Here is a 22,098-nt window from a genome sequence, read left to right on the forward strand (position 1 = left end):
TGATCCGGATGTCAGACGGACTTGCTAGGTGCAATAAGTGGATGTTCCAAAAAGTGAAGTGCCGGGCATACATGAAAAAGGTGAACGATGGTCGGTTCATACAGAAGCTGGAGGGTAGCGAAACTGAAAGCGGACTTCCTGCATATTTATATGTCGATACGAACCGGAAGAATGAGTCTGGAACCGATGTGTGGAGCAAAGAGGTAGATGAATTTTGCGGAGAATTGGAGTTTCTGAAAACCTATTATCGGCATACAGAGAAAGAGTTTGTCGGGATTGTTGTCGGAATGAAGATGCTTGCAGTTTCTGCATGGCTGTATGTAGATACCGCTTTCGACCACGAAGGCATTGATATTGGAGAATATGTAGGGAGGCAAGTGAAAGAGAAAATAAAATGTGCATTGGTATATTACGGCTGCAACAAGAGCCGGTATGTACCGATGGACGATTTGGAGATTATGAAGTGGAGGAATTGGAATGAGTGATATTGTATTTATAGGCATAGAGCATATCCATCCGCATCCGGAAAACCCCAGGAAAGACCTTGGGGATTTGACAGAGTTGGTGGAGTCGGTAAAAAAGTTGGGCGTGATGCAGAATTTGACCGTAATTCCCCAGGAAGGAAGCCCTGGAGAGTACACAGCCTTAATCGGGCACAGAAGACACGCTGCGGCGAAGCTGGCAGGAATTGCTGAATTGCCTTGTATCATCAAAGAGGGCATGAGCAAAAAAGAGCAGGTATCCATCATGCTCGAAGAAAATATGCAGAGGAATGACCTCACGATTTATGAGCAGGCACAAGGTTTTCAGATGATGCTCGACCTGGGAGAGACAGAGGAGTCCATTGCCGAAAAGACCGGCTTCAGCAAAACGACCATCCGGCGCCGGCTGAATATTGCGAAGCTGGATCAGAAGGAACTGAGGAAGAAAGAGCAGGATGACAGCTTCCAGCTATCGCTGAAAGATTTGTATGAACTGGAGAAGGTTGAGGATGTCAAGATCAGGAATAAGATTTTGAAGGATGCCAAGGACTCCAGGGAGATTGTCTCGATGGCACAGAGAGCCGCTGCTGAAGCGATACGGAATAAGCGGTTTAAGAAGATTGCTGAGATGGCGAAAAAGGCTGGTATCGAAAAAGCACCGAAGGAAGCTGAGAGTGAGATGTACTCCGGGAAGTGGGATACTGTAAAGGAGATTGACCTGGATAAAGAGCCTCCGAAGAAACTTTCTGTGAAGGATGATGACAAGCTGTATTATCTTCTGTACTTTCGTTCTGTCCGTATCATCAGAAAGCACAAGAATGAGAAGAAGGAACTGACTCCGGAGGAGATTGCCAAGAAGGAGAAAGATAAGAAAAAGAAGCAGATTAAGGCGATTATCAAGGAGACAGATGCCAGCCGCAAAGAGTTCATTCAGAATATTATCGCAGGCAAGATTGATGCTGTGAAGAATGAGGATGAGATAAGGGAAAAGATATGGCGGTTCCTTCTTGAAAAGTATGCGTATCTGTCATTCAACAGTATGATCGGTTTCTTTACAGAGAAAGAGTATTACAGCTGCACAGAGGCGGAGAAGGCTGAAGCCGAGAAAAAACTGAAAGGACTGAGCTACACGCACTCGATGCTCCTGGCACTCCATAATGCGGCAAAGGATACGGAGCTTGTCGATTATAAAGGTTGTTACAAGAAAGATGCCGGAGAAACACTGAAGCACTGCTATGATGTGCTGAAGGCGTATGGTTGGACTTTTGCCAGCGAAGATGCCGAAAAGGTACTGGACGGAACGCACGAACTGTATGAGAAGGAGGCAGAGAATGGATAAGGCACTGATTGTAAAAGAAAAGTGGCTGAACCTCATTCTGGATGGTGATGAAAGCGGACCGAAGCTGTGGGAAATTCGGGGCAGCGGAACGTGGATAAGAGGCAGAGTCGGACTCATACAGTCCGGCTCCGGGCTTATAATGGGAAGTACAGAAATAGTCGGAAGCTCCCTTCTTCTTAGAGAAGATTTTGAAATGTTTCGCCACTTGCATAAAATTGATGGAGCGTTTGATGACTTGCCCTATAAAGAGCCTCATATTTGGTATCTGAAAGGTTCACAGAGATTTTCTGCTCCCATACCATACCAGCATCCGCAAGGAGCGGTAATTTGGGTGAATTTAGAGAAAGGAGTGATTTTGAATGGGAGAAACTGATTACAGCAAGAGAGTTGATGAACTGAAGGAGGCTGCAAAGCCCCTGGTAGATTATCTGTATAAGTATGGCACACCGCATGATGTCATCATTGTGAGGATGGACTCGGTAGAGCATCTTTCCGGAGAAGCAGGATCGCCGATTGAAGTGAGAGATTAGGAGGTGCGGCATGGGAAAGATTAAAGGCTTTATTCTGAACCGCAAGCAGTATAACCGCATCCGGAAGATGGACCACTGCCAAATGACATTATGGGCGGAGTCGGTATACAAATCTGGATTTAAGGATGGGCAGGAGGCAACACCTGGACTCTCCAGCCAAGAGATAAGACACGCTTTGCTACCAATAAAGGGAATTGGCGAAAAGAAAATTGATGTTATCGTGAAAGCGTTGGAAGACGAATTACAAGCAAAGAGTGATGCCCTGGATATGCGGATGATAGGGAAGCGGCAAGCAGATTGACCGCTTCCGGCTGGCAAGCCTCATTCTGAAAAGTGGATGCCATCACCGCCGCTCTCGAAAAAGCTATGGAGCAGAAAATAAAGACAAGTGGCAAAAATCCTATTGATGGCTAGGATAAAAACCGATATAATGGTATGGAGAAAGGCGTTCCTATCGAAATGTAAATTACAAAAGCGGAATTTCGTGACGAAACCGCCACATGGGGGATGCCATGCTGATCCTGTGATTTGACAGAGAAAGACAACAATATGGCGATCAATAAATTTATGCAGGCGGTGCTCAGCGCCCTGTCTTATCCGGAGATAGACATCAAAAAAAGTTATCCGATCGAGCGGGAGCTGAAGCGGATCACCGCCAGACGTGGCAGGAAGCCAGAGCTTTACCGTCTGTGGGAACATACAGTGCCCTGTGGCGACCATGAGATCCCGGTGCGCATTTTCACACCGCCGGGAGAGGAGAGACATCCGATCCTCATTTTCTTCCACGGCGGCGGCTGGGTGACGGGGAGCATTGACAGTTATGACGGTGTATGCAGCGATATGGCGGCGATGACGGAGCGGGTCGTCGTCTCGGTCGATTACCGGCTGGCGCCGGAGCACCCGTTTCCCGCAGCGCCGGAGGATTGTTATGCGGTTGTGCGAGAGATCTTTATGGATGCGGGCCTGATGGACACGAAGCAGGACGAAATCACGCTGATCGGAGACAGCGCGGGCGGCAATCTGGCGGCGGCTGTCTCGTTGATGGCCCGTGACCGGGGAGAATTCCTGCCTCCCCGCCAGATCCTCATCTATCCGGCGACAGGGAATGACCATTCGGAGCATTCCCCTTACCCGTCTGTCGTGGAGAACGGCAGCGGTTATCTGCTCACTTCCAAACGGGTACGGGACTATATGGAGCTATACCGCGCCTCAGAAGAGGATCTCGATAACCCTTATTTCGCGCCGCTGATGGCGAAAGATTTTTCAAATCAGCCGGATACGCTTATCGTGACGGCGCAGTATTGTCCGCTGCGGGATGAGGGAGAGGCCTATGGTGAGAAACTGCGGGAGGCAGGAAACCGGGTGGAGATCGTGCGGATCGCCGATGCACTGCACGGTTATTTCGCGCTTCCCGCCAGATTTGAACCTGTTCGAAGGACATATGAAGTGATGAATCATTTTTTAAAGGATGGAACCGGACCATGAAAAATACCCGCCCCCCGAGATGGAGCCGTCTCGATAACGCCGCAAAGATATTTCCATCTAACAGCAGCAAAGCGGATTCGAAAGTCTTTCGTTTTTCGTGTGAGTTAAACGAGAGGGTCGATCCTGTAATATTGCAGTCAGCCCTTGACAGGACGATCGAACAGTTCCCGTTTTACCGTTCGGTCATGAAACAGGGGTTATTCTGGTATTATTTTGAGGACAGTGATCTGGAAGTGGTCGTGAGTGCGGAAGATAAACCTCCCTGTCTGCCTCTTTACAGCGCTGAACGCAGAAGTCTGCTTTTTCGTGTGTATTATTATGACAGGCGGATCAGTCTGGAGATCTATCATGCGCTGACGGACGGTACCGGCGCCCTGCAGTTTCTGTGTACGCTCGTCTATTATTATTTGCTTGCGTGTCATCCTGCCGATTTCTGGGAGGCTGTGCCGGAGCTCAATTATGGCGCTTCCCAGTCACAGAAATGGGATGACAGTTTTCAGAAATACTATCAGAAACCGGAAGATATGCCTGCCGTTCCGCGGATCTCCTGGAAGCGCAAGGCTTATCATCTGCGCGGAGAGCGTATGCCTGCCAGACGTCTGGCTGTGATCGAGGGAAGAATGTCCCTGAAGGCTCTGCTTGCCTGTTCCAGAGAAAGAGGCGTGACACTGACGGAACTGCAGGTGGCCCTGCTCATCTGTTCGATCCATGAGGGAATGCGTCTGCGCGATTGCAGCCGTCCGGTTGTGATCACGGTACCGGTCAATCTGCGGGGATTTTTTCCGTCGGAGTCTGTCCGCAATTTCTTTGCCACGGTCAATATCTCGTATGATTTCAGTCGTCAGGCGGACAGTCTGGAAGCAGTTCTTTGTCATGTGAAACAGAGTCTGCGCGAGAATCTCACGCGGGAAAAACTGCGCAGACGGATGAATATGCTCTGCGCTCTCGAGCATAACATTCCCATGCGAATCGTGCCGCTGCCGGCCAAAGACCCGGTGCTGCGGATCGCCAATTATGTCTCTAACCGGCAGGTGACTGCCTCTTTCTCCAATGTGGGGCGGGTGACGATGCCGGCGGAGATGGAGCGTTATATCCGTCAGTTTGGTGTCTTCAGTTCACCGAACAAGCTGCAGGCCAGCGCCTGTTCGTTTCTGGATCATTATGTCGTCAGTTTTGCAGGACCTTTTTATCATCATGATGTGGAGAGAGTCTTCTTCCGCCGGATGGTCCAACTGGGGATCGATGTGGAGATCACGACAAATCTGACCCGCACGGAGTGAGAAGTGCGGCAGGGAAAGGAGTGTACCGGATGCGGTACTGCGAGAAATGTAATGTGAAGCTGACGGGAGAAATCACGATCTGCCCGCTCTGCCGGGGGCCTTTGACCGGGGAGGCGGACCGGGAAGGCAACGCATATCCGGATATTCCGCTGACAAGAAATCCCTATTGGTTTCTTGTCCGTCTGCTTGCACTGGCGACGGTGGCAGCCGGTTCGGTCTCGCTTGCGGTCAATGTGATTTTTCCCGAGAGGGGATGGTGGTCGCTTGTGGTAATCGCCGGACTGCTCAGTGGCTGGCTGACGGTAGGGATTGCCTTTAAGAAGCGCAGGAGACCGCTGAAAGCCCTTCTCTGGCAGGAGTGCATCGTGTCGGCCATCGTATTTGGCTGGGATTACGGGACCGGCTATGTGGGCTGGTCCATCGACTATGTATTGCCGGTCTTATATACCTGTATGACATTTGCCATGTTTGTGATCGCGCGCCTGACACATCTGCGGGTGCAGGATTATCTGCTCTATCTTTTGCTGAACAGTCTGATCGGCCTGATACCGGCGGCGCTGCTCCTGGCAGGCGTTACCCGTATGATCTACCCTTCGGTGATCTGTACGGTCGTCAGCGTAATCTCTCTCTCAGCCCTGATCCTCTTTGTGGGAACGGCGCTGAAAGATGAGTTTATACGGAGGATGCACCTGTAGTGGTCGGGCATGCGTATCATATCTGCCTGAAACGGATAAAACTGTGTACAAAATTATGGAATTACCTGTATTTTTCAGCGATGAATGGAAAACAGAAAGGAAGCGAAGAGATGAAGGAAGCATATGAAAAGTTGCAGCTCTGTTATGAGAGCGTAAGAAAAAAAATTGAGTGTAAGCCGGAGGTAGCGCTCGTACTCGGCTCGGGGCTGGGAGATTACGCGGATTCCATCAAAGTGGAAGCGGAGCTTTCCTATGGAGACATCGAGGGGTTCCCGGTCTCTACTGTGCCGGGGCATGACGGAAAATTTATTTTTGGCTATGTGGGAGAAGTGCCGGTCGTCTGTATGAAAGGGCGCGTTCATTACTATGAGGGCTATCCGATTTCCGATGTCGTACTGCCTGTGAGACTGATGAGACAGATGGGTGCGGAAATCCTCTTTTTGACGAATGCGTCCGGGGGCGTGAACCCGGACTTCCAGGCGGGTGATCTGATGATGCTCACCGATCATATTGCCTGCTTCGTACCCAATCCGCTGATGGGTGCGAATGCAGATGCGCTTGGCGTGCGTTTTCCCGATATGTCCGAGATCTATGACCGGTCCTTGCAGGCAGTAATCAGAAACTGCGCTGTACAGGAAGGGATCCAGCTCAGAGAAGGGGTCTATCTGCAGCTTACCGGTCCGTCTTATGAGTCGCCGGCGGAAGTGCGGATGCTGCATACGCTGGGGGCTGATGCCGTGGGCATGAGCACTGCGGTGGAGGCGGTTGCCGCCAATCATATGGGGATGAAGATCTGCGGTATTTCCTGTGTCTGCAATCTGGCAGCCGGACTTTCGCCGCAGCCGCTCAGCCATCAGGAAGTGCAGGAGGCCGCGGCTAAGGCGTCGCCGCTTTTCAAGAAGCTGGTGACAGCGTCAATCCTGAAGTTCGGACAGAGGTGACAGGACGAAACAGGGACAGATCAGACAGATACGAAGCAGGAGTGTGTCATATGGAACAGATGGAGAAAGAAAGATTAATCAGAGCGGCGCTCGAGGCGAGAAAGCACGCTTATACGCCCTATTCTCATTTTCAGGTAGGAGCCGCGCTTCTGACAAAGGGCGGAACGCTGTATCAGGGGTGTAACATCGAGAATGCGGCTTACACACCGACGATCTGTGCGGAGCGCAATGCCTTTTTCAAAGCGGTGTATGAGGGAGAGAGAGAGTTTGCGGCGATCGCCATCGCGGGAAGCCCGGAAGGGGACTGCGTTTCTTATGCGGCGCCCTGTGGAGTGTGCAGACAGGTGATGATGGAGTTTTGTGATCCGCAGGAGTTTCGGATTCTCATCGCCAAATCTGTGGAGGAATATGTCGAATATTCCCTGGAGGACATGCTGCCGATGGGATTTGGACCGGAAAATCTCCAGCGGGGCTGAGGAAAGCAGGACGGATGACAGGAGGCCGGAAAGGTATGATGAAAATTACATATTTGTATCACAGTGGATTTGCCGTGGAGCTTGCAGAGCATGTACTCGTCTTTGATTATTTTCAGGGAGAACTTCCACAGTGGGATGGCAGCAAGACCATCCTTTTCTTTGCTTCCCACAAACACGAGGATCATTTTTCTCTAAAAATATTTGACTTATTTGGTCAATATGATAAACTGCACTATTTTCTCGGGTCGGACATCAAATTGAACCGTAAGTATCTCGAGCGAAAGGGTATCGATCCGGCGGTCAGTGAGAGGATCACGTGTACGGGGAAAAATACGACGACCAGGTGGGAAACGATTACAGTGGAGACACTGCGCTCGACCGACGAGGGTGTGGCCTGGCTTGTCACAGTGGAAGGGAAGACTATTTATCATGCGGGCGATCTGAACTGGTGGCACTGGGAAGGGGAGGACGACAGCTGGAACAGGCAGATGGCGGTGGATTATAAAAAAGAGATCTCGCGGATCGAAGGCCGTCATTTCGATGTGGCTTTCGTGCCGCTTGATCCCCGGCTGGAAGAGAGCTATGCGCTGGGGATGCTGACGTTTCTCGAGCATACGGACACGGATGTGGTATTTCCGATGCATATGTGGGACCGTTATGAGATAATTTCCAGACTGAAAGCAGACAGCAAAGGGAAACAATATCGGGAGCGGATCATGGATGTCCGGCAGCCAGGACAGGAATTTATTGTATGAAATACGGATTGACTCTACTGGTCATCGTAGCGGCTGTGATCTTTTTGTTCGTGAGAGGATTGTGGGACGAAAAAAAGAAACGGGTGGACGATGCCCGGAAACTTCGGGCAGCTTACGGTCGCAGGCCGGAAAAAAAGAGGCGGTCCGTAAAAAGAGAGGTGGCTGTTATGCAGGGCCGCTTTACGATTGATGAGATCACCTGGAGAGAGCTGGATATGGACGCGGTGTTTGCGAGGATGGATTACACGCTTTCCAGTGCCGGTGAAAACTATCTGTATAAAGCGCTGCATCATCCGGCGCGCTGTGAGAAAGAGGCAGTTCGCTGGGAAGCTGTCGCCGGATATTTTGCAGCTCATCATCAGGAAAGGGTGCAGGTTCAGTTGCTTCTGGCAGAGATCGGCAGGGAGACGGGCCCCTCTCTTTCCGCCTGGCTCTCCATGATGAAAGAAGAGCAGGGGAAGAGTGTGGCGGCAGAATATGCGGTCAATATGATTTACGTGTTCGCAGGTCTGGCCGCGTTACGGGATACGGCTGCCGGCATCTTTTTGTTTGCGGCCGTGGCCGTTTTTCAGATTGTCACCTATTTTCACAGACGGGCTCAGGTTCTCCCCTGTCTGAGCGGCGTTGCGGAGATGATGCGTGCTTTGCGGGGAGCAGAGAAGCTGCGCCGGATACTGCCGTCTGCTCTGTGGGAAGAGGCAGAACAGACAGCTGGCATTTCTCTCGTTGACGGTATCCGGAAACTGCGCCCGCTGAAGCGTCATTGCTTTTGGGTGCTACAGTGTAAAAGTGCGGGCAGTCATCCGCTTTCGCTGCCGGGCGACTATGCGCGGATGTTGTTTCACTTCGACCTGATCCAGTTCCGGAAGTTAAAACATAAAATGCTGTCACTCGAACCGGAGCTATTGGCAATTTATGATACGATCGGATATGTGGACAGCGCCATCAGTATTGCGATGTATCGGGCGTCTCTGCGCGAGTGGTCACTTCCTGTCCTGCGGACGGCCGCGGAGCAGATGCCCGCAGGACAGAGCGGGTTGTCTATGGAAGAAGGGTATCATCCTTTGATCGAAGATGCGGTTGCAGGCAGCATTGAGGTGTGTGGCAGTCAGGGTGTGCTTATCACCGGCTCCAATGCCTCCGGGAAGTCTACATTTTTAAAGATGACGGCGCTTAACCTGCTTCTCGCGCAGACGATCCATACTGCGCTGGCAAAGCGGTTTTCAGCGCCATTTTCCCGTATCTACACGGCTATGCGGGCGGAGGATGACATTGGACGGGGAGAGAGCAGTTATATGGCGGAGATCCTTTCTCTGAAGCGGGTCCTCGATGCCGGCAGGCAGAAGGAACCGTTTCCTGTCTTTTGTTTTATTGATGAGATTCTTCGCGGTACAAACACCGTAGAGCGGATCGCGGCGTCCGCGCATATTCTGCGGTCGTTCAGACCGCCCCTTGTCTATTGTTTTGCGGCGACGCATGACAGAGAGTTGATGGTATTGACACGGAAGCAGTATGATGCTTATTATTTTGATGAGGAAGTGAGAGACGGTCAGCTCTTTTTTCCTTACAGGCTGCGGCGGGGCATTGCCGGGACGGGCAATGCCATCCGGCTTCTGGCAGAGGCAGGATATGACAGAGAGATCACAGAGGGGGCGGCAGCGCAGGTGGAAGACTTTTTGAAGGAAGGGGTTTGGCGATGAAGGTAACGATATACACGGACGGTTCTGCGAGAGGAAATCCGGAAGGGCCCGGCGGCTATGGGACGATCATTCACTATGTGGACGGCAGAGGGACGCTTCACGAGCGGGAGTACAGCGGTGGGTACAGGAAAACAACGAACAACCGTATGGAGCTGATGGCAGTTATCGCAGGACTGGAGGCGTTGACAAAGCCCTGTGAGGCAGAGATCATATCCGATTCCCGGTACGTGACCGATGCCTTTAACAAAAAGTGGATTGACAGTTGGCAGAAAAAAGGCTGGAAAGGTTCTGCCGGGCCAGTAAAAAACATTGATCTCTGGCAGAGACTGCTGGCGGCAAAAAAAATGCACCAGGTGACATTCACATGGGTGAAAGGCCATAACGGTCATCCGGAAAATGAACGGTGCGACATGCTGGCCACATCGGCTGCGGACGGAGAAGACCTGGCGGAAGATGTGGAAGGAAAGGGCATGGCATGAGACAGATCAGGACACAGTACTGTAATTTTGTAAGGGGGGGGTAATACGATGTATCGGGTAGCAATCTGCGACGATGAGGAGAAGGAGCTGGATATTACGGAATCACTGCTTGCGGAATATCTGGAATCGCTTCACAGCAGAGCCTTTATACCAGGACAGGACGTATTCAAACAACCGGATATTTTTGTCGATCGCTTCACTTCGGCAGAAGAACTCTGTATTCAGATCAGCATGGGCAGATACCGGCCGGATCTTTTGTTTTTTGATATTTACATGGAGGGAAAGTCCGGCATGGAAGCGGCGCTGGAGCTGCGCCGGGAGGGATTCTGTGGACCGATCATCTTTCTGACGACTTCCAAAGACCATGCGCTGGAAGCCTTTGGAGCGGGCGCATCCATGTATCTCGTAAAACCACTGGAGAAACAGGCCTTTTTCTCTGCACTTGACAAAGCGCTGGAAGAGGTGGAACGGGAGCGCAGGAGATGTCTGATTCTGCGGATAGACGGAAAGCTGGAGCGGATCGTGATGGATGACATTGTCTATTGTGAAGCGGAAGGCAATTATCAGGGCCTGCACCTGCAGGATGAAACGGTCCAGTCGGTGCGGATGACGATGACAGAGCTGTATGGGCTGCTTACAGTACAGGAAGGATTCGTGCGGGCAGGTTCCTCCTATATCATCAATCTTATCTATGTCGACAGCCTGAATTCCAGAGAGATTGTCTTCTCCACCGGGCGCAGACTTCATCTTCCGAGAGGGGTGTACAGTGACCTGAAGGAGCAATATTTTCGATTCTATTGTGGCAGGCAGGATACGATATAAGTGTTTTTTTGTACCGTTTTTCTGCTTCCCATCCTCTAACTGCAGTTTGTCACCTGAAAACTGCAGTTTATCACAAAATTTTCCAAAAAATAAAAAATTAAGCTATGATTGTGGCAGATGATTGAATAGAAGGTGAATACAAATGGTGCTGGGGATCACACCGATACTTTCCGTACTGCGCAATTTCATAGAAATAGCCGGATTTATTATATTGTTTCTGATATTGGATAAACCACGTTTACCATGGAGAAAGACAATATTTTTTTATGGCATATTTTTGATCTGCCACACTGCTGTCGGAGCGGTATGGGTCCAGTTACATCCGCGAAGTTATGGCAGACTGTGTATAATTTCCCTGATCGTTCAGTCGGCGCCGTTTTGCTTCTGGATGAGCCGGTACGGCATTTTCCAGGTGCTCTATAATATTTCTCTGCAAATATCTGTTCTTTTGCTGCAGATATTTATCAGTGTCCGTTTCGCCCTGCTCTTCTTTGATGGCAGCCCCTGGGCAGATCTTGTTTTGCGCGTAATGTCTCTTGGTTTTGTGATTACGGTCTATCTCTGTTATTTTCGCAGATTCTATCAGGAGATGGCTGATCATCTGCGGACATTCTGGAAGGGAATCTGTGCGGCGTCTCTGTGCGGAGATCTGCTGATCATCTATTTTGGTATGTATCCGGTCCATGTGATGGTCAGAGAACCGAAAGAACAGACGGTGACGATTGCCGCCGTCCTGCTCTTTTTTGCCACGCATCTGGCGATTCTGCGGACACTGCTTGTTTCCCAGAGAGAGATGGACAGTCGGGATGAGCTGGAGATACAGATGCGCAGCAATGAACTGCTCAGGCGGGAGATTACCGTGACAAAAGAATCAATGGAAGATATATTGAGTCTATATGACGATATTTGCCGGCACTGCCAGACGCTCGACAGTTTTGCAAAAGAAGGCAATATGGAAGGGATTCTGAGCTATCTGCATGAATATGAAAAAGAGGAAGAACGGAAACGCCCGGACTGGTTTTGCAGCAACTGTGTTGTGGACAGCATTCTCACGGCCTATGAGAGAAAGGCCAGAAAGAAAGGGATTTCCGTGCAGATTGATGCAGCGGTAAAACGTAATATTGGTATCCGCGACGTTGATCTGACAGCGATCCTTGGTAATCTGCTGGAAAACGCCATTCAGGGAGCGATGGCGGCGGAAGCTGTGGAACGTGTCATCAGCCTGTCCGTGAAAGAGAGAGCGTCAAAGTTTGTGATTGTCATTTCGAATACAAGTACAAACAGTATTTTATTTAAGGACGGGCTGCCGCAGGCACAGAGAAAGACAGGCATCGGTATCAGCAGTATTTTGAAAAGTGCGGCACGTTACGGAGGGGAAACCGACTTCTGTCTGCAGGATGGTATGTTTATCTGCCGGATGTTACTGAAATTGCCGACTGAACCGGTCAATCCGACATAAGTGGATTTTTTATGAAAGGAGAGTGTTCAATATGGTGCTTGGCGGCACGCCGCTGCTATCCTTATTGAGAAATTTTATTGAAATCACAGGGTATTGTCTTTTATTTCTGACTCTGGATAAACCGTGCCTGCCCTGTAAAAAAACCTGTCTGTATTATAGTGTATTTATTCTGCTCTATACGGCCTTGGGTTTTGTATGGTGCCTTTCCCATGCGGAGAGTTACGCTGTTCTGTGTACGATCACCTTTTACATACAATCATTTTTCTTTCTTCTGCGCATGAGCAGTGATAACATTTATCAGGTAATTTATCATATTTCTTATCAGGTGTTTATTCTGTTGTTTCAACTCTATATTTGTGTCAAATGCGCACAACTGTTTTTTGACGGAAACGCGTGGGTGGATGTTGCCCTGCGCCTGGTCTTTCTTGCAATCAGTGTCTGCATCAATCTATGTTTCTTCCGGCGGATATACCGGGACATCGTGGAGACGATCCAATGTAACTGGAAGGGGCTTTGCCTGATTGCTCTGGCAGGGAACCTGCTGGTCATCTATTTTGGGGTATATCCGGCTCATGTGATGGTGCGCAGTGTGAAAGATCAGATTGTTTTTGTCTGTTTCTGCCTCCTTTTGAGTTTTACGCATTTGGTGATGCTGAAGATGTTATTCTCAATCCGCAAGGAATTGATGACCAGCAGGGAGCTGGAACTCAGTATTCGCAGGAGTGAGCTGCTGGAGAGTGAGCTGGCTGTCATACAGGAATCAGTGGAGGAGATCAGGCGTCTGCGTCATGATGTCAGACACCATAATCTGATGATTGCCGAATATGCCAGAAATGGGGAACAGGAGGAGCTTGGCCAATACCTGGACGAATATATCAGGGAGGCAAAACGATGCAGGCAGGCTGTCTTCGACAGAGAAGAACAAAATCTGTTCGGGCATCCGTCACAGAAGAGAAAGGATCATTAAACATGGAGAAGACAACACTTATTCTCATTGCCATCATCATGATGACAGGTGTGCTGGCCATTCCTTATATCCGGAATCATTTATTGCGGATTCGGGAGGCGGAAAGTGATATGGACGGCTGTGCGGCAGTGCTGCCGGGGGCTGTCAGCGGGACGATAAGGGAATCGGAAACTGTCAGAAAGACATCTGCTACTGCACAGGTACTTGAGAGAGTATTACGAAGAGCGGAAGAGAAAGTGGCGGCGGCAGTCGGGGTGGCGGTACAGGAGACAGAGCGGGCAAAAAAGCAGTGCACCGATATTGTAACCGGAGCCAAAAAACTTTATGAGACGGCGATGGAATCAGGATTCTATTCCGTAGATCTGGTAGAAAATGCCAAAACAGAGTGCGATCAGGCTGTCATGGCTGAAAAGCAGACGGAAGAGATCCTGATGCTGATGCGGGAATTGTTCGAGATCAGTATGGAGACGAATAAACTGGCGATGAATATTTCGATTGAGGCCGCCAGAGCGGGAGAACGGGGAAAGCGGATCGGGCAGTCAGCGTACGAGATCCGTATGCTTGTGGAACGTTCCAAACGGACGGCAGGGAAGATGTCGAAAGAGATGCGGGAGATCAGAAAAAGTGTGACCGGGATTGCGGCCAGTTCCGAGCGGTTTCTCTCTTTGATGGATCACAAGGTTCTCGTCGATCATGACAGTTTTATTTTCACTGCGGAACGGTATATGGAGGATGCAAGACTGTACCGACAGGGCGCGGTTGGCAGTAATGACTCCGTAAAAAAGGTAGAGGAGGAATTGAGGGAGCTGGGCAAGGCCGTAGACTCAGTCTCTGTCTGGCTGCAGACGATAGGAGAGAACGGTAACAGAGGGAGAGGGGATCTTACCGGGTCCGACGGTCCGGTCCTTGTCGGTATGGCCGATCTGGAGGAGTCCAGCCGGCGGCTCAGTGAGATGGTCGCCGCCTTTCGTGTAAAAAACTGAAAAGCCGGCGCAGCAGTAATTGCTTTTTGCCGGAGAATTGGTTATAATAGCTGTGTAGTTATGGAAAGCTATGAGAAAAGGCGGGAGTGACATGGAAAATTTAAATGCTTTTTTGGGATATTTTTTATCGTATCTGATCGTATTTCTTGTCTTTGTGGCGCTTGTAGTGATTGCCTGCATTGTCGGTGTCAGGTGGCGGAAAGCGAAGGAAGCCAGGGAAATTTCCGGGGCGGCCGAGAGCGGAGGGACTGCAGCGGACTGACAGCAAAATGACGGACTGGACGGCATTTGAACAATGTCGTCCATTTTGACGCACAGGGGGCGCACAGGGAGGACTGGTGAAGATGGAAGCGGCAAAAGAGAGAGAAACGGATTACAATGCACTGTTCAGACCTTACCATGAGACGTGGGTCATAAAAAAGGACGGGAGCAGAGAAGCGTTTCATGTGCAGAAGGTGATTGATGCGGTAGGAAAATCGGCATACCGTGCGCTGACAAAGTTTACAGACGAAGAAAAGCGACATATATGTCAGCATGTGATCGATAAAGTGGAAGAACTGGGGACGCGCGAGGTGCCGATCCCGGTCATGCACAATATCGTGGAGAGTGCGCTGGAAGAGGTCAAGCCCATCGTCGCCAAAAGTTATCGGGATTACCGCAATTATAAACAGGATTTTGTACGGATGCTGGACGATGTCTATAAAAAGAGTCAGTCTATCATGTACGTGGGCGATAAGGAAAATGCCAACACCGATTCGGCGCTCGTATCGACGAAACGGAGTCTGATCTTTAATCAGCTCAACAAGGAGCTGTACCAGAAATTTTTTATGACAACCGAGGAGATTCAGGCGTGCAGGGACGGTTATATATATGTGCATGATATGTCTGCCAGAAGGGATACGATGAATTGCTGTCTGTTTGATGTACAGAATGTATTGTCCGGCGGTTTTGAGATGGGTAATATCTGGTATAACGAGCCGAAGACGCTCGATGTGGCGTTCGACGTTATCGGAGATATTGTCCTGAGCGCCGCCAGTCAGCAGTATGGCGGATTTACCGTGCCAAGCGTGGATCTGATCCTGGAGCCATATGCGGAAAAATCATACAGGAGAAATATAGAAAAATATACCAGCCTTGGCGTTGCCAAAGACAGGGCAGAGGCGGAGGCGTATTCTGACGTAGCCAGAGAATTTGAACAGGGATTTCAGGGCTGGGAATACAAATTCAATACGGTGGCCAGCAGCCGGGGCGATTATCCATTCATTACGGTAACGGCAGGCACAGGCAGAGGACGATTTGCGAGACTGGCTACGATCTCCATGCTTAATGTGAGAAGAGCGGGACAGGGCAAAGCCGGGTGTAAAAAACCGGTGTTGTTTCCAAAGATCGTATTTTTATATGATGAAAATCTCCATGGACCGGGAATGGAATTGGAGGATGTGTTTGAAGCCGGTGTGCTTTGTTCTTCCAAGACGATGTATCCGGATTGGCTCTCTTTGACGGGAAAAGGGTATGTGGCCAGTATGTACAGGCAATATGGGAAGATCATCTCTCCGATGGGCTGTCGTGCGTTCCTCTCTCCCTGGTACGAGAGAGGCGGGATGCACCCGGCGGACGACGCGGATGTGCCCGTATTTGTCGGCCGCTTTAATATCGGCGCCGTCTCTTTGCATCTGCCGATGATACTGGCAAAGGCGAGACACGAGAGCCGGGACTTTTATGAGGTGCTCGATTATTATCTCAATCTGATCCGCCAGCTTCATATCCGGACCTATGCGTATCTTGGTGAGATGCGCGCATCCACGAATCCGCTGGCGTACTGTGAGGGCGGTTTCCTCGGTGGTCATCTGAAGCTGTCGGATAAGATCAAACCATTGTTAAAGACAGCCACAGCATCCTTCGGTATTACTGCGCTCAATGAGCTGCAGGAGCTGTACAACGGCAGATCGCTTGCACAGGACGGGGAATTTGCGCTGGAAGTGCTGGAATATATCAATCGGAAAGTGGCGGAATTTAAAGAGGAGGATGGCAATCTGTATGCCATCTATGGAACGCCGGCAGAAAACCTCTGCGGCCTGCAGGTGAGACAGTTCCGGGAGAAATACGGAATCGTTGAGGGTGTCTCAGACCGGGAATATGTGAGCAACAGTTTTCACTGTCATGTGACGGAGGACATCACGCCCATTGAAAAGCAGGATAAGGAATACCGGTTCTGGGAGTTGTCAAACGGCGGTAAGATACAGTATGTAAAATATCCGATCGACTATAATATCGAGGCCATACGGACATTGATCCGACGTGCCATGGAGATGGGATTTTATGAGGGAGTCAATCTTTCGCTGGCTTATTGCGATGACTGTGGTCATCAGGAACTGGAGATGGATGTCTGCCCGCAGTGTGGCAGCCGCAATCTGACTAAGATCGACCGTATGAACGGATACCTGTCTTATTCCCGGGTCCACGGAGATACGCGGCTGAATGACGCCAAGATGGCGGAGATTGCGGACAGAGTCAGTATGTAAGACGGTACCCCTGTCCACTGAGGGTATCATGGAAAAAGCAGGAGAACGGTGATGAGGTATCATAATATTACGAAAGATGATATGCGGAACGGGGACGGGCTGCGTGTCGTTCTCTGGGTGGCAGGCTGCAGTCATTGTTGTAAAGAATGCCATAATCCGCTCACATGGGACCCGAATGGAGGACTGTTTTTCGACGATGCTGCCAAAGAGGAGATTTTTGAGCAGCTCCGAAAACCATATATATCGGGAATTACCTTTTCCGGCGGTGATCCGCTGCATCCGTCCAACCGGTCGGATGTGCGCTCGCTCGTGCGGGAGATCAGAGAAACCTGTCCGGACAAGACGGTGTGGCTCTACACCGGTGACGTCTGGGAACATGTATGCAGCGATTCAATGATGAAAGATATTGACGTACTTGTAGACGGAGAATTTCATATCGCGGAGAGAGACCCGAAACTTCTGTGGAAGGGGAGCGGTAACCAGAGGGTCATCGATGTTCAGAAAAGTCTGAGGCAGCCGGAAGGGAGCAGTCCTGTTCTGCACTGCGGAGACTTTGAGTAAATATAAGTAAAGACAGAAACAGGGAGAGAGCAAAGGAGGAAATCATGAAAAGAATTGCAAAATTCCACAGAGTGAGCGAAGAGCAGTTTGCAGCGGACTTCAAAGAGGCGATGCCGGGCTTTACGGACAGTGAGATACATGACATTTATTGCAGGATAGAGCTTCCGAAAAGAGCGACGGTCGGGAGTGCAGGCTACGACTTTTATTCCCCGTTTACCTTTAATCTGCGTCCGGGCGAGGGGATTCGTGTCCCTACCGGAATCCGTGCGGAGATGGAGGACGGCTGGGTGCTTCAGGTGTACCCGAAGAGCGGGCTTGGTTTTAAATACCGCCTGCAGCTCAACAATACGATCGGTATTATCGACAGCGATTATTTCCATGCGGACAATGAAGGGCATATCATTGCAGAGCTTACGAACGATTCCAGAGCGGGCAGAGAGCTGCGGATTGAGCATGGCATGGGTATCATTCAGGGTGTATTTATGGAGTATGGGATCACGTCGGACGATGAGACAAATAAAATCCGTCACGGCGGCTTCGGCAGTACGGAAGAGAAGAGATAACGTTTTTCGCATAAAAACTTCTTTCGGAGGACACATTAAGTGTAAGTTGTCCGAAAGGAGTTTTTTTATTTGGAAGAGCAAACGCGAAACAAACTGTCAGGAAAACTCGTCTCTGATATGGATTATATGAAAGAGACGTTGTCCATCGGTACCAATTTTGATATGGTATACAGAGTCATACACATCGGCGGAAAGGAGGCCGCTTTTTATTTTATTGACGGCTTCTGTAAGGATGAGCTGATGGAAAAGATGCTGCAATATCTGATCGGAATTACGGCTCAGGATATGGCGGCGGATGTCCATGAACTCCTGAAAAAACATATGCCTTATGTGGAGGTGGATGTCAGTGATACCTGGGAGGACATCATTCATAACCTGATGTCCGGCGTACTCATACTGATGATCGATGGGTATGAGAAAGCCGTACTGATTGACGCCCGCACGTATCCGGCCAGAAGTGTGTCAGAGCCGGAGAAGGACAAGGCGCTGCGGGGCTCCAAGGACGGTTTTGTGGAAACCGTTGTATTTAACACGGCGCTCATCCGCAGGCGGATCCGCAGTACGGACCTGCGCATGGAGATGATGAACGCCGGAGAGAGTTCGCAGACGGATATTGTTCTCTGCTATATGGATTCCCGGGTGGACCATGCGTTTCTGGAGAAGATCAAAGACGGAATCCGCAGCATTCAGGTCGATGCCCTGACGATGAATCAGGAGAGTCTGGCAGAATGCCTGTATAAGCGCAGATGGTACAATCCCTTCCCCAAATTTAAGTTTACGGAGCGGCCGGACACGGCCTCGGCACATGTGCTGGAGGGAAATATCGTGATTCTTGTTGACAATTCTCCTTCGGCGATGATTACGCCGACGACTGTCTTTGATGTCATCGATGAGGCTGACGATTATTATTTTCCACCGATCACAGGCACATATCTGCGGTTTTCACGGTTTCTGATTGCATTTCTCACGTATCTGCTCACGCCGACGTTTCTGCTCCTGATGCAGAATCCGCAGTGGATTCCGGAGTCCTTTGATTTTATCCGCATCCAGGACGAGATGAATCTTCCTCTGGTCTGGCAGTTTCTCGTGTTGGAGCTGGCCATCGATGGTCTGCGGCTGGCGGCGGTCAACACGCCGAATATGCTGAGTACGCCTCTGAGCGTGATGGCAGCGCTTGTGCTTGGAGAGTTTTCTGTCAACAGCGGATGGTTTAACTCTGAAGTCATGCTTTACATGGCATTTGTGGCCATATCCAACTATACCCAGTCCAGCTATGAGCTCGGATATGCGCTGAAATTCATGAGGATCCTCAATCTGATTGCCACCAGCCTGTTCGGTCTCTGGGGATATCTCGGAGCGGTTTTGTTATGCTTTGTCAGCATTGCCTGCAACAGAACGGTGGCCAATACAAGTTATCTCTATCCTCTCATTCCCTTCAATGGCAGAGAGCTGGCGAGAAGGGTGCTGCGTCTGCGGCTTCCGGGCGCAAAGCAGTGAGGCATAATATTGTACGTTTGCCTTATTGCCCACCTCTCTATTGAAAACCATTCTTTTGTCTGATAAAATACAAACGGATAGGCATAAAAAGAACGGTTGAGAGAGAAGGTAGATAAGATGGAAAGTTATTGGTATCGGTGTCCTGTGTGCGGTATGACCCATCAGGTGCCGGCATACTGGGTTTCTTTTTCCCCGGACCCGGTCTACGAATTCCCCCATATGGACCCGCAGACAAAGACACTCTGTCCGTGTACGGAGATGGAATTACAGGGAGATGACAGTCAATGACATTATACGACGGGATTGCGGGCGGGTCCTATCAGGTGGAAGGTGTGTTCGTGGAGGAAGCGGTGACGCGCAGATTACAGGCGCTGGGCATCAATGACGGGACCTGGGTGAGAATCTTGAACCGCAAGAAAAAAGGGGCGATGATCATACAGGTGAGAGGTACGAGACTTGCCCTTGGCAGACATATTTCCTCCTTTATCGAGGTGAAGGAGGAGTCAGAACAATGAGCAGGAAACAACAGATCAGAGTGGCGTTTGTAGGCAATCCCAACTGTGGGAAGACGACTTTGTTTAATGCGGTCACAGGGTCGAGGCTGAAAGTGGCCAACTGGCCCGGCGTGACCGTGGAGAAAAAGGAAGGCTATGCGGAATATGAAGACTGCGGCCTGACGATCGTCGATACGCCGGGGATCTATTCCCTGACGTGTTATACAATCGAAGAGAAAGTCACAAGGCAGTGCATCATGGAAGATGACATTGATGCCATCGTCAATGTGGTGGATGCTTCCTCCCTGGAACGCAATTTATATCTGACGTTGCAGCTTCTGGAGCTGGGCAAGCCGGTCGTACTGGCACTGAATATGATGGACATCGTCGAAGAGCGGGGGATGGAGATCGACCTGCACAGACTGCCGGAGATGCTGGGCGGTATTCCGGTTGTATCCGTATCGGCGGCCAGAAGGACGGGCCTTGGTATTTTGCTTCATGCGGTCGTGCACCACTATGAGGAGGGGCCGGCGGGCAATGTGCTGACCTACGGGGAGGAGATCGAGACAAGGATCGCCAAACTGGAAGTGATGATGCAGGCCCGGTTCCCGGCCCATTCCTCGGTCCGCTGGCATGCGATCAAGCTGCTGGAGAACGATGAGGACGTTAAGAGCGAGCATCCGATGTCCGTGATCAACGTCGTCGACAGGAGCTATGAAAAGGACATCATCCAGAGAAAATATACATACATAGAGACAATCGTCCGGGAAGTGCTGTTCCACAAAGAGAAAAAGGCGGCGTTTACCGACAGGATTGACCGTGTGCTGACCCACCCGTTCTGGGGCGTGCCGGTGTTTCTGCTCATTATGTGTATTGTCTTTCTGATGACGTTTCTGGTGGGAGACTTCCTGAAGGCCGGGTTTGAGGCCGTGTTGTCGGTATTATCCGGACAGACTGCGCACCTGCTGGCTTCCGTCCGCTGTGCACCGTGGCTGATTTCCCTTGTCGTTGACGGTATTATTGCCGGGGTAGGCGGTATTCTCACGTTTATTCCCAATATTGTCATCTTGTTTCTGGCGCTCGCGATTCTGGAGGACAGTGGCTATATGTCCCGTGTGGCCTATGTGATGGATGGCATTATGGGCAGGGCAGGGCTGTCAGGGAAAGCATTTCTGCCGATGGTACTCGGGTTCGGGTGTACGGTGCCGGCGATTATGGCCACACGGGCATTGGAGACGGAGCGTGACCGGCGCAAGACAATGCTGATCACACCGTTTATGTCCTGTTCTGCCAGACTGCCGGTCTATGTGCTGTTTTCCGATATGTTTTTTCCCGGACATCCTTCGGCGGCGGCTTTTTCCATGTATGTGATCGGTATGGTGGTAGCGTTGGCGGCAGCGCTGGTCATGCACGGTATAGACCGGGGAGAGGAAAATGCCTCTCTGCTGATCGAACTGCCGGAATATAAACGTCCAAATGGGAGGACGATTGGCATCTATGTGTGGACGAAATTAAAAGACTATCTGGAGAAGGCGGGGACGACGATCTTTATCGCTTCCATCCTCATCTGGTTTGTGCTCAATTTTGGCGTGAGCGGGATGGTGGAAAATCCCGGCGACAGCTTTGGGGCGATGATCGGCAGAGGGCTTGTGCCGGTTCTGGCGCCGGCCGGGCTGGGTATGTGGCAGATCGCGGTGGCGCTGATCTCCGGGATCTCGGCCAAAGAAGTGGTCGTTTCCAGTTTTGCGGTGCTCTTTGGCGTTGTCAATGCCAATTCGGAGGCGGGAATGCAGGCGATCGTCTCCGGTATCAACGCCCAGTATCCGGGGTTTGGACCGGTCAACGCCTATGCGCTGATGGTGTTCTGCCTGCTCTATGTTCCCTGTGCGGCAACGATTGCCACGGTGAAAAAAGAGAGCGGCTCCTGGAAGTTTACGCTGAAGATGGTGTTGTTTCAGCTTTTGCTTGCCTGGAGCGCAGCCGTGCTCGTCTATCAGATCGGGAGCAGGCTGCCGATAGTTTGATAAAAAAATAACAAAAGGGTTGATTTCCTCATGTGTTTATGTGA

General features: G+C 50.6%; 25 protein-coding genes. All 25 read left to right on the forward strand.

Translation table 11 applies throughout. From position 1 onward, the window contains the following. Positions 1–8: 8 nt before the first annotated feature. The 25 genes from V1224_08010 (at position 9) to feoB (ending at position 22,054) form a co-directional block, all read left to right on the forward strand. Positions 9–485, forward strand: a complete 477-nt coding sequence (locus V1224_08010) for a hypothetical protein (protein WWR17360.1) — start codon at positions 9–11, stop codon at positions 483–485. After that, positions 478–1,821, forward strand: coding sequence for a ParB/RepB/Spo0J family partition protein (locus V1224_08015; protein ID WWR17361.1), 1,344 nt, complete (start codon positions 478–480; stop codon positions 1,819–1,821). The genes V1224_08010 and V1224_08015 overlap by 8 nt, the downstream gene beginning before the upstream one ends. Next, positions 1,814–2,194, forward strand: a complete 381-nt coding sequence (locus V1224_08020; GenBank protein WWR17362.1) for a hypothetical protein — start codon at positions 1,814–1,816, stop codon at positions 2,192–2,194. The genes V1224_08015 and V1224_08020 overlap by 8 nt, the downstream gene beginning before the upstream one ends. After that, on the forward strand, positions 2,181–2,351 hold the full coding sequence (locus tag V1224_08025; GenBank protein ID WWR17363.1) for a hypothetical protein: 171 nt from the start codon (positions 2,181–2,183) through the stop codon (positions 2,349–2,351). The genes V1224_08020 and V1224_08025 overlap by 14 nt, the downstream gene beginning before the upstream one ends. Positions 2,352–2,361: 10 nt before the next feature. Next, a complete protein-coding gene (locus V1224_08030; GenBank protein ID WWR17364.1) occupies positions 2,362–2,652 on the forward strand; it encodes a hypothetical protein in 291 nt (96 codons plus the stop codon). A gap of 248 nt (positions 2,653–2,900) precedes the next feature. Further along, a complete protein-coding gene (locus V1224_08035) occupies positions 2,901–3,836 on the forward strand; it encodes an alpha/beta hydrolase (GenBank protein WWR17440.1) in 936 nt (311 codons plus the stop codon). Further along, positions 3,833–5,116: a hypothetical protein gene (locus V1224_08040; GenBank protein WWR17365.1), complete on the forward strand. Its 1,284-nt coding sequence runs from the start codon at positions 3,833–3,835 to the stop codon at positions 5,114–5,116. The genes V1224_08035 and V1224_08040 overlap by 4 nt, the downstream gene beginning before the upstream one ends. Before the next feature lie 29 nt (positions 5,117–5,145). Continuing rightward, complete coding sequence (locus tag V1224_08045) at positions 5,146–5,811, forward strand: DUF6320 domain-containing protein (GenBank protein WWR17366.1); 666 nt, start codon at positions 5,146–5,148, stop codon at positions 5,809–5,811. A gap of 110 nt (positions 5,812–5,921) precedes the next feature. Then, complete coding sequence (locus tag V1224_08050) at positions 5,922–6,752, forward strand: purine-nucleoside phosphorylase (GenBank protein ID WWR17441.1); 831 nt, start codon at positions 5,922–5,924, stop codon at positions 6,750–6,752. Positions 6,753–6,811: 59 nt separating this feature from the next. Continuing rightward, positions 6,812–7,228, forward strand: a complete 417-nt coding sequence (gene cdd / locus V1224_08055) for a cytidine deaminase (GenBank protein ID WWR17442.1) — start codon at positions 6,812–6,814, stop codon at positions 7,226–7,228. 35 nt (positions 7,229–7,263) lie between these two features. Further along, positions 7,264–7,983 carry an MBL fold metallo-hydrolase gene (locus tag V1224_08060; GenBank protein WWR17367.1) on the forward strand — a complete coding sequence of 240 codons (720 nt, stop codon included), beginning with the start codon at positions 7,264–7,266 and terminating at the stop codon, positions 7,981–7,983. After that, a complete protein-coding gene (locus tag V1224_08065) occupies positions 7,980–9,683 on the forward strand; it encodes a hypothetical protein (protein ID WWR17368.1) in 1,704 nt (567 codons plus the stop codon). The genes V1224_08060 and V1224_08065 overlap by 4 nt, the downstream gene beginning before the upstream one ends. Beyond that, the gene (rnhA, locus tag V1224_08070) at positions 9,680–10,162 is read left to right on the forward strand and encodes a ribonuclease HI (GenBank protein ID WWR17369.1); all 483 of its coding nucleotides are present in this window, start codon (positions 9,680–9,682) and stop codon (positions 10,160–10,162) included. The genes V1224_08065 and rnhA overlap by 4 nt, the downstream gene beginning before the upstream one ends. Positions 10,163–10,210: 48 nt before the next feature. Then, entirely contained in the window at positions 10,211–10,984 is a 774-nt protein-coding gene (locus tag V1224_08075; GenBank protein ID WWR17370.1) for a LytTR family DNA-binding domain-containing protein, read from the forward strand. 142 nt (positions 10,985–11,126) lie between these two features. Next, complete coding sequence (locus tag V1224_08080) at positions 11,127–12,443, forward strand: ATP-binding protein (GenBank protein ID WWR17371.1); 1,317 nt, start codon at positions 11,127–11,129, stop codon at positions 12,441–12,443. A 31-nt stretch (positions 12,444–12,474) separates the two neighbouring features. Further along, positions 12,475–13,410, forward strand: coding sequence for a hypothetical protein (locus V1224_08085; GenBank protein WWR17372.1), 936 nt, complete (start codon positions 12,475–12,477; stop codon positions 13,408–13,410). A 2-nt stretch (positions 13,411–13,412) separates the two neighbouring features. Next, entirely contained in the window at positions 13,413–14,393 is a 981-nt protein-coding gene (locus tag V1224_08090; protein ID WWR17373.1) for a methyl-accepting chemotaxis protein, read from the forward strand. Between the two features lie 91 nt (positions 14,394–14,484). After that, on the forward strand, positions 14,485–14,655 hold the full coding sequence (locus tag V1224_08095; protein ID WWR17374.1) for a hypothetical protein: 171 nt from the start codon (positions 14,485–14,487) through the stop codon (positions 14,653–14,655). An 82-nt stretch (positions 14,656–14,737) separates the two neighbouring features. Beyond that, a complete protein-coding gene (nrdD, locus tag V1224_08100) occupies positions 14,738–16,915 on the forward strand; it encodes an anaerobic ribonucleoside-triphosphate reductase (protein ID WWR17375.1) in 2,178 nt (725 codons plus the stop codon). A 51-nt stretch (positions 16,916–16,966) separates the two neighbouring features. Continuing rightward, entirely contained in the window at positions 16,967–17,476 is a 510-nt protein-coding gene (gene nrdG, locus V1224_08105) for an anaerobic ribonucleoside-triphosphate reductase activating protein (protein ID WWR17376.1), read from the forward strand. A 44-nt stretch (positions 17,477–17,520) separates the two neighbouring features. Further along, positions 17,521–18,039, forward strand: coding sequence for a deoxyuridine 5'-triphosphate nucleotidohydrolase (locus V1224_08110; GenBank protein WWR17377.1), 519 nt, complete (start codon positions 17,521–17,523; stop codon positions 18,037–18,039). Positions 18,040–18,156: 117 nt separating this feature from the next. Beyond that, a complete protein-coding gene (locus V1224_08115) occupies positions 18,157–19,536 on the forward strand; it encodes a spore germination protein (protein WWR17443.1) in 1,380 nt (459 codons plus the stop codon). Between the two features lie 96 nt (positions 19,537–19,632). Then, the gene (locus V1224_08120; protein WWR17378.1) at positions 19,633–19,824 is read left to right on the forward strand and encodes a hypothetical protein; all 192 of its coding nucleotides are present in this window, start codon (positions 19,633–19,635) and stop codon (positions 19,822–19,824) included. After that, positions 19,821–20,051 (forward strand): FeoA domain-containing protein, encoded by a 231-nt coding sequence (locus V1224_08125; GenBank protein WWR17379.1) that lies wholly within the window; start codon positions 19,821–19,823, stop codon positions 20,049–20,051. The genes V1224_08120 and V1224_08125 overlap by 4 nt, the downstream gene beginning before the upstream one ends. After that, positions 20,048–22,054, forward strand: coding sequence for a ferrous iron transport protein B (gene feoB / locus V1224_08130; protein WWR17380.1), 2,007 nt, complete (start codon positions 20,048–20,050; stop codon positions 22,052–22,054). The genes V1224_08125 and feoB overlap by 4 nt, the downstream gene beginning before the upstream one ends. The last annotated feature ends 44 nt before the right edge of the window (positions 22,055–22,098 follow it).

This window comes from Lachnospiraceae bacterium JLR.KK008 (assembly GCA_037015955.1).
GTDB lineage: Bacteria > Bacillota > Clostridia > Lachnospirales > Lachnospiraceae > VSOB01.

Bases quoted from the DNA above. Each gene is read 5' to 3' on its own strand.
- rnhA (WWR17369.1), top strand. From the start codon at position 9,680: ATGAAGGTAACGATATACACGGACGGTTCTGCGAGAGGAAATCCGGAA.
- cdd (WWR17442.1), top strand. From the start codon at position 6,812: ATGGAGAAAGAAAGATTAATCAGAGCGGCGCTCGAGGCGAGAAAGCAC.
- nrdG (WWR17376.1), top strand. From the start codon at position 16,967: ATGAGGTATCATAATATTACGAAAGATGATATGCGGAACGGGGACGGG.
- V1224_08015 (WWR17361.1), top strand. From the start codon at position 478: ATGAGTGATATTGTATTTATAGGCATAGAGCATATCCATCCGCATCCG.
- V1224_08115 (WWR17443.1), top strand. From the start codon at position 18,157: ATGGATTATATGAAAGAGACGTTGTCCATCGGTACCAATTTTGATATG.
- V1224_08030 (WWR17364.1), top strand. From the start codon at position 2,362: ATGGGAAAGATTAAAGGCTTTATTCTGAACCGCAAGCAGTATAACCGC.
- V1224_08075 (WWR17370.1), top strand. From the start codon at position 10,211: ATGTATCGGGTAGCAATCTGCGACGATGAGGAGAAGGAGCTGGATATT.
- feoB (WWR17380.1), top strand. From the start codon at position 20,048: ATGAGCAGGAAACAACAGATCAGAGTGGCGTTTGTAGGCAATCCCAAC.
- V1224_08085 (WWR17372.1), top strand. From the start codon at position 12,475: ATGGTGCTTGGCGGCACGCCGCTGCTATCCTTATTGAGAAATTTTATT.
- V1224_08040 (WWR17365.1), top strand. From the start codon at position 3,833: ATGAAAAATACCCGCCCCCCGAGATGGAGCCGTCTCGATAACGCCGCA.
- V1224_08125 (WWR17379.1), top strand. From the start codon at position 19,821: ATGACATTATACGACGGGATTGCGGGCGGGTCCTATCAGGTGGAAGGT.
- V1224_08095 (WWR17374.1), top strand. From the start codon at position 14,485: ATGGAAAATTTAAATGCTTTTTTGGGATATTTTTTATCGTATCTGATC.
- V1224_08035 (WWR17440.1), top strand. From the start codon at position 2,901: ATGGCGATCAATAAATTTATGCAGGCGGTGCTCAGCGCCCTGTCTTAT.
- V1224_08110 (WWR17377.1), top strand. From the start codon at position 17,521: ATGAAAAGAATTGCAAAATTCCACAGAGTGAGCGAAGAGCAGTTTGCA.
- V1224_08090 (WWR17373.1), top strand. From the start codon at position 13,413: ATGGAGAAGACAACACTTATTCTCATTGCCATCATCATGATGACAGGT.
- V1224_08020 (WWR17362.1), top strand. From the start codon at position 1,814: ATGGATAAGGCACTGATTGTAAAAGAAAAGTGGCTGAACCTCATTCTG.
- V1224_08060 (WWR17367.1), top strand. From the start codon at position 7,264: ATGATGAAAATTACATATTTGTATCACAGTGGATTTGCCGTGGAGCTT.
- V1224_08080 (WWR17371.1), top strand. From the start codon at position 11,127: ATGGTGCTGGGGATCACACCGATACTTTCCGTACTGCGCAATTTCATA.
- V1224_08025 (WWR17363.1), top strand. From the start codon at position 2,181: ATGGGAGAAACTGATTACAGCAAGAGAGTTGATGAACTGAAGGAGGCT.
- V1224_08050 (WWR17441.1), top strand. From the start codon at position 5,922: ATGAAGGAAGCATATGAAAAGTTGCAGCTCTGTTATGAGAGCGTAAGA.
- V1224_08065 (WWR17368.1), top strand. From the start codon at position 7,980: ATGAAATACGGATTGACTCTACTGGTCATCGTAGCGGCTGTGATCTTT.
- nrdD (WWR17375.1), top strand. From the start codon at position 14,738: ATGGAAGCGGCAAAAGAGAGAGAAACGGATTACAATGCACTGTTCAGA.
- V1224_08010 (WWR17360.1), top strand. From the start codon at position 9: ATGTCAGACGGACTTGCTAGGTGCAATAAGTGGATGTTCCAAAAAGTG.
- V1224_08045 (WWR17366.1), top strand. From the start codon at position 5,146: ATGCGGTACTGCGAGAAATGTAATGTGAAGCTGACGGGAGAAATCACG.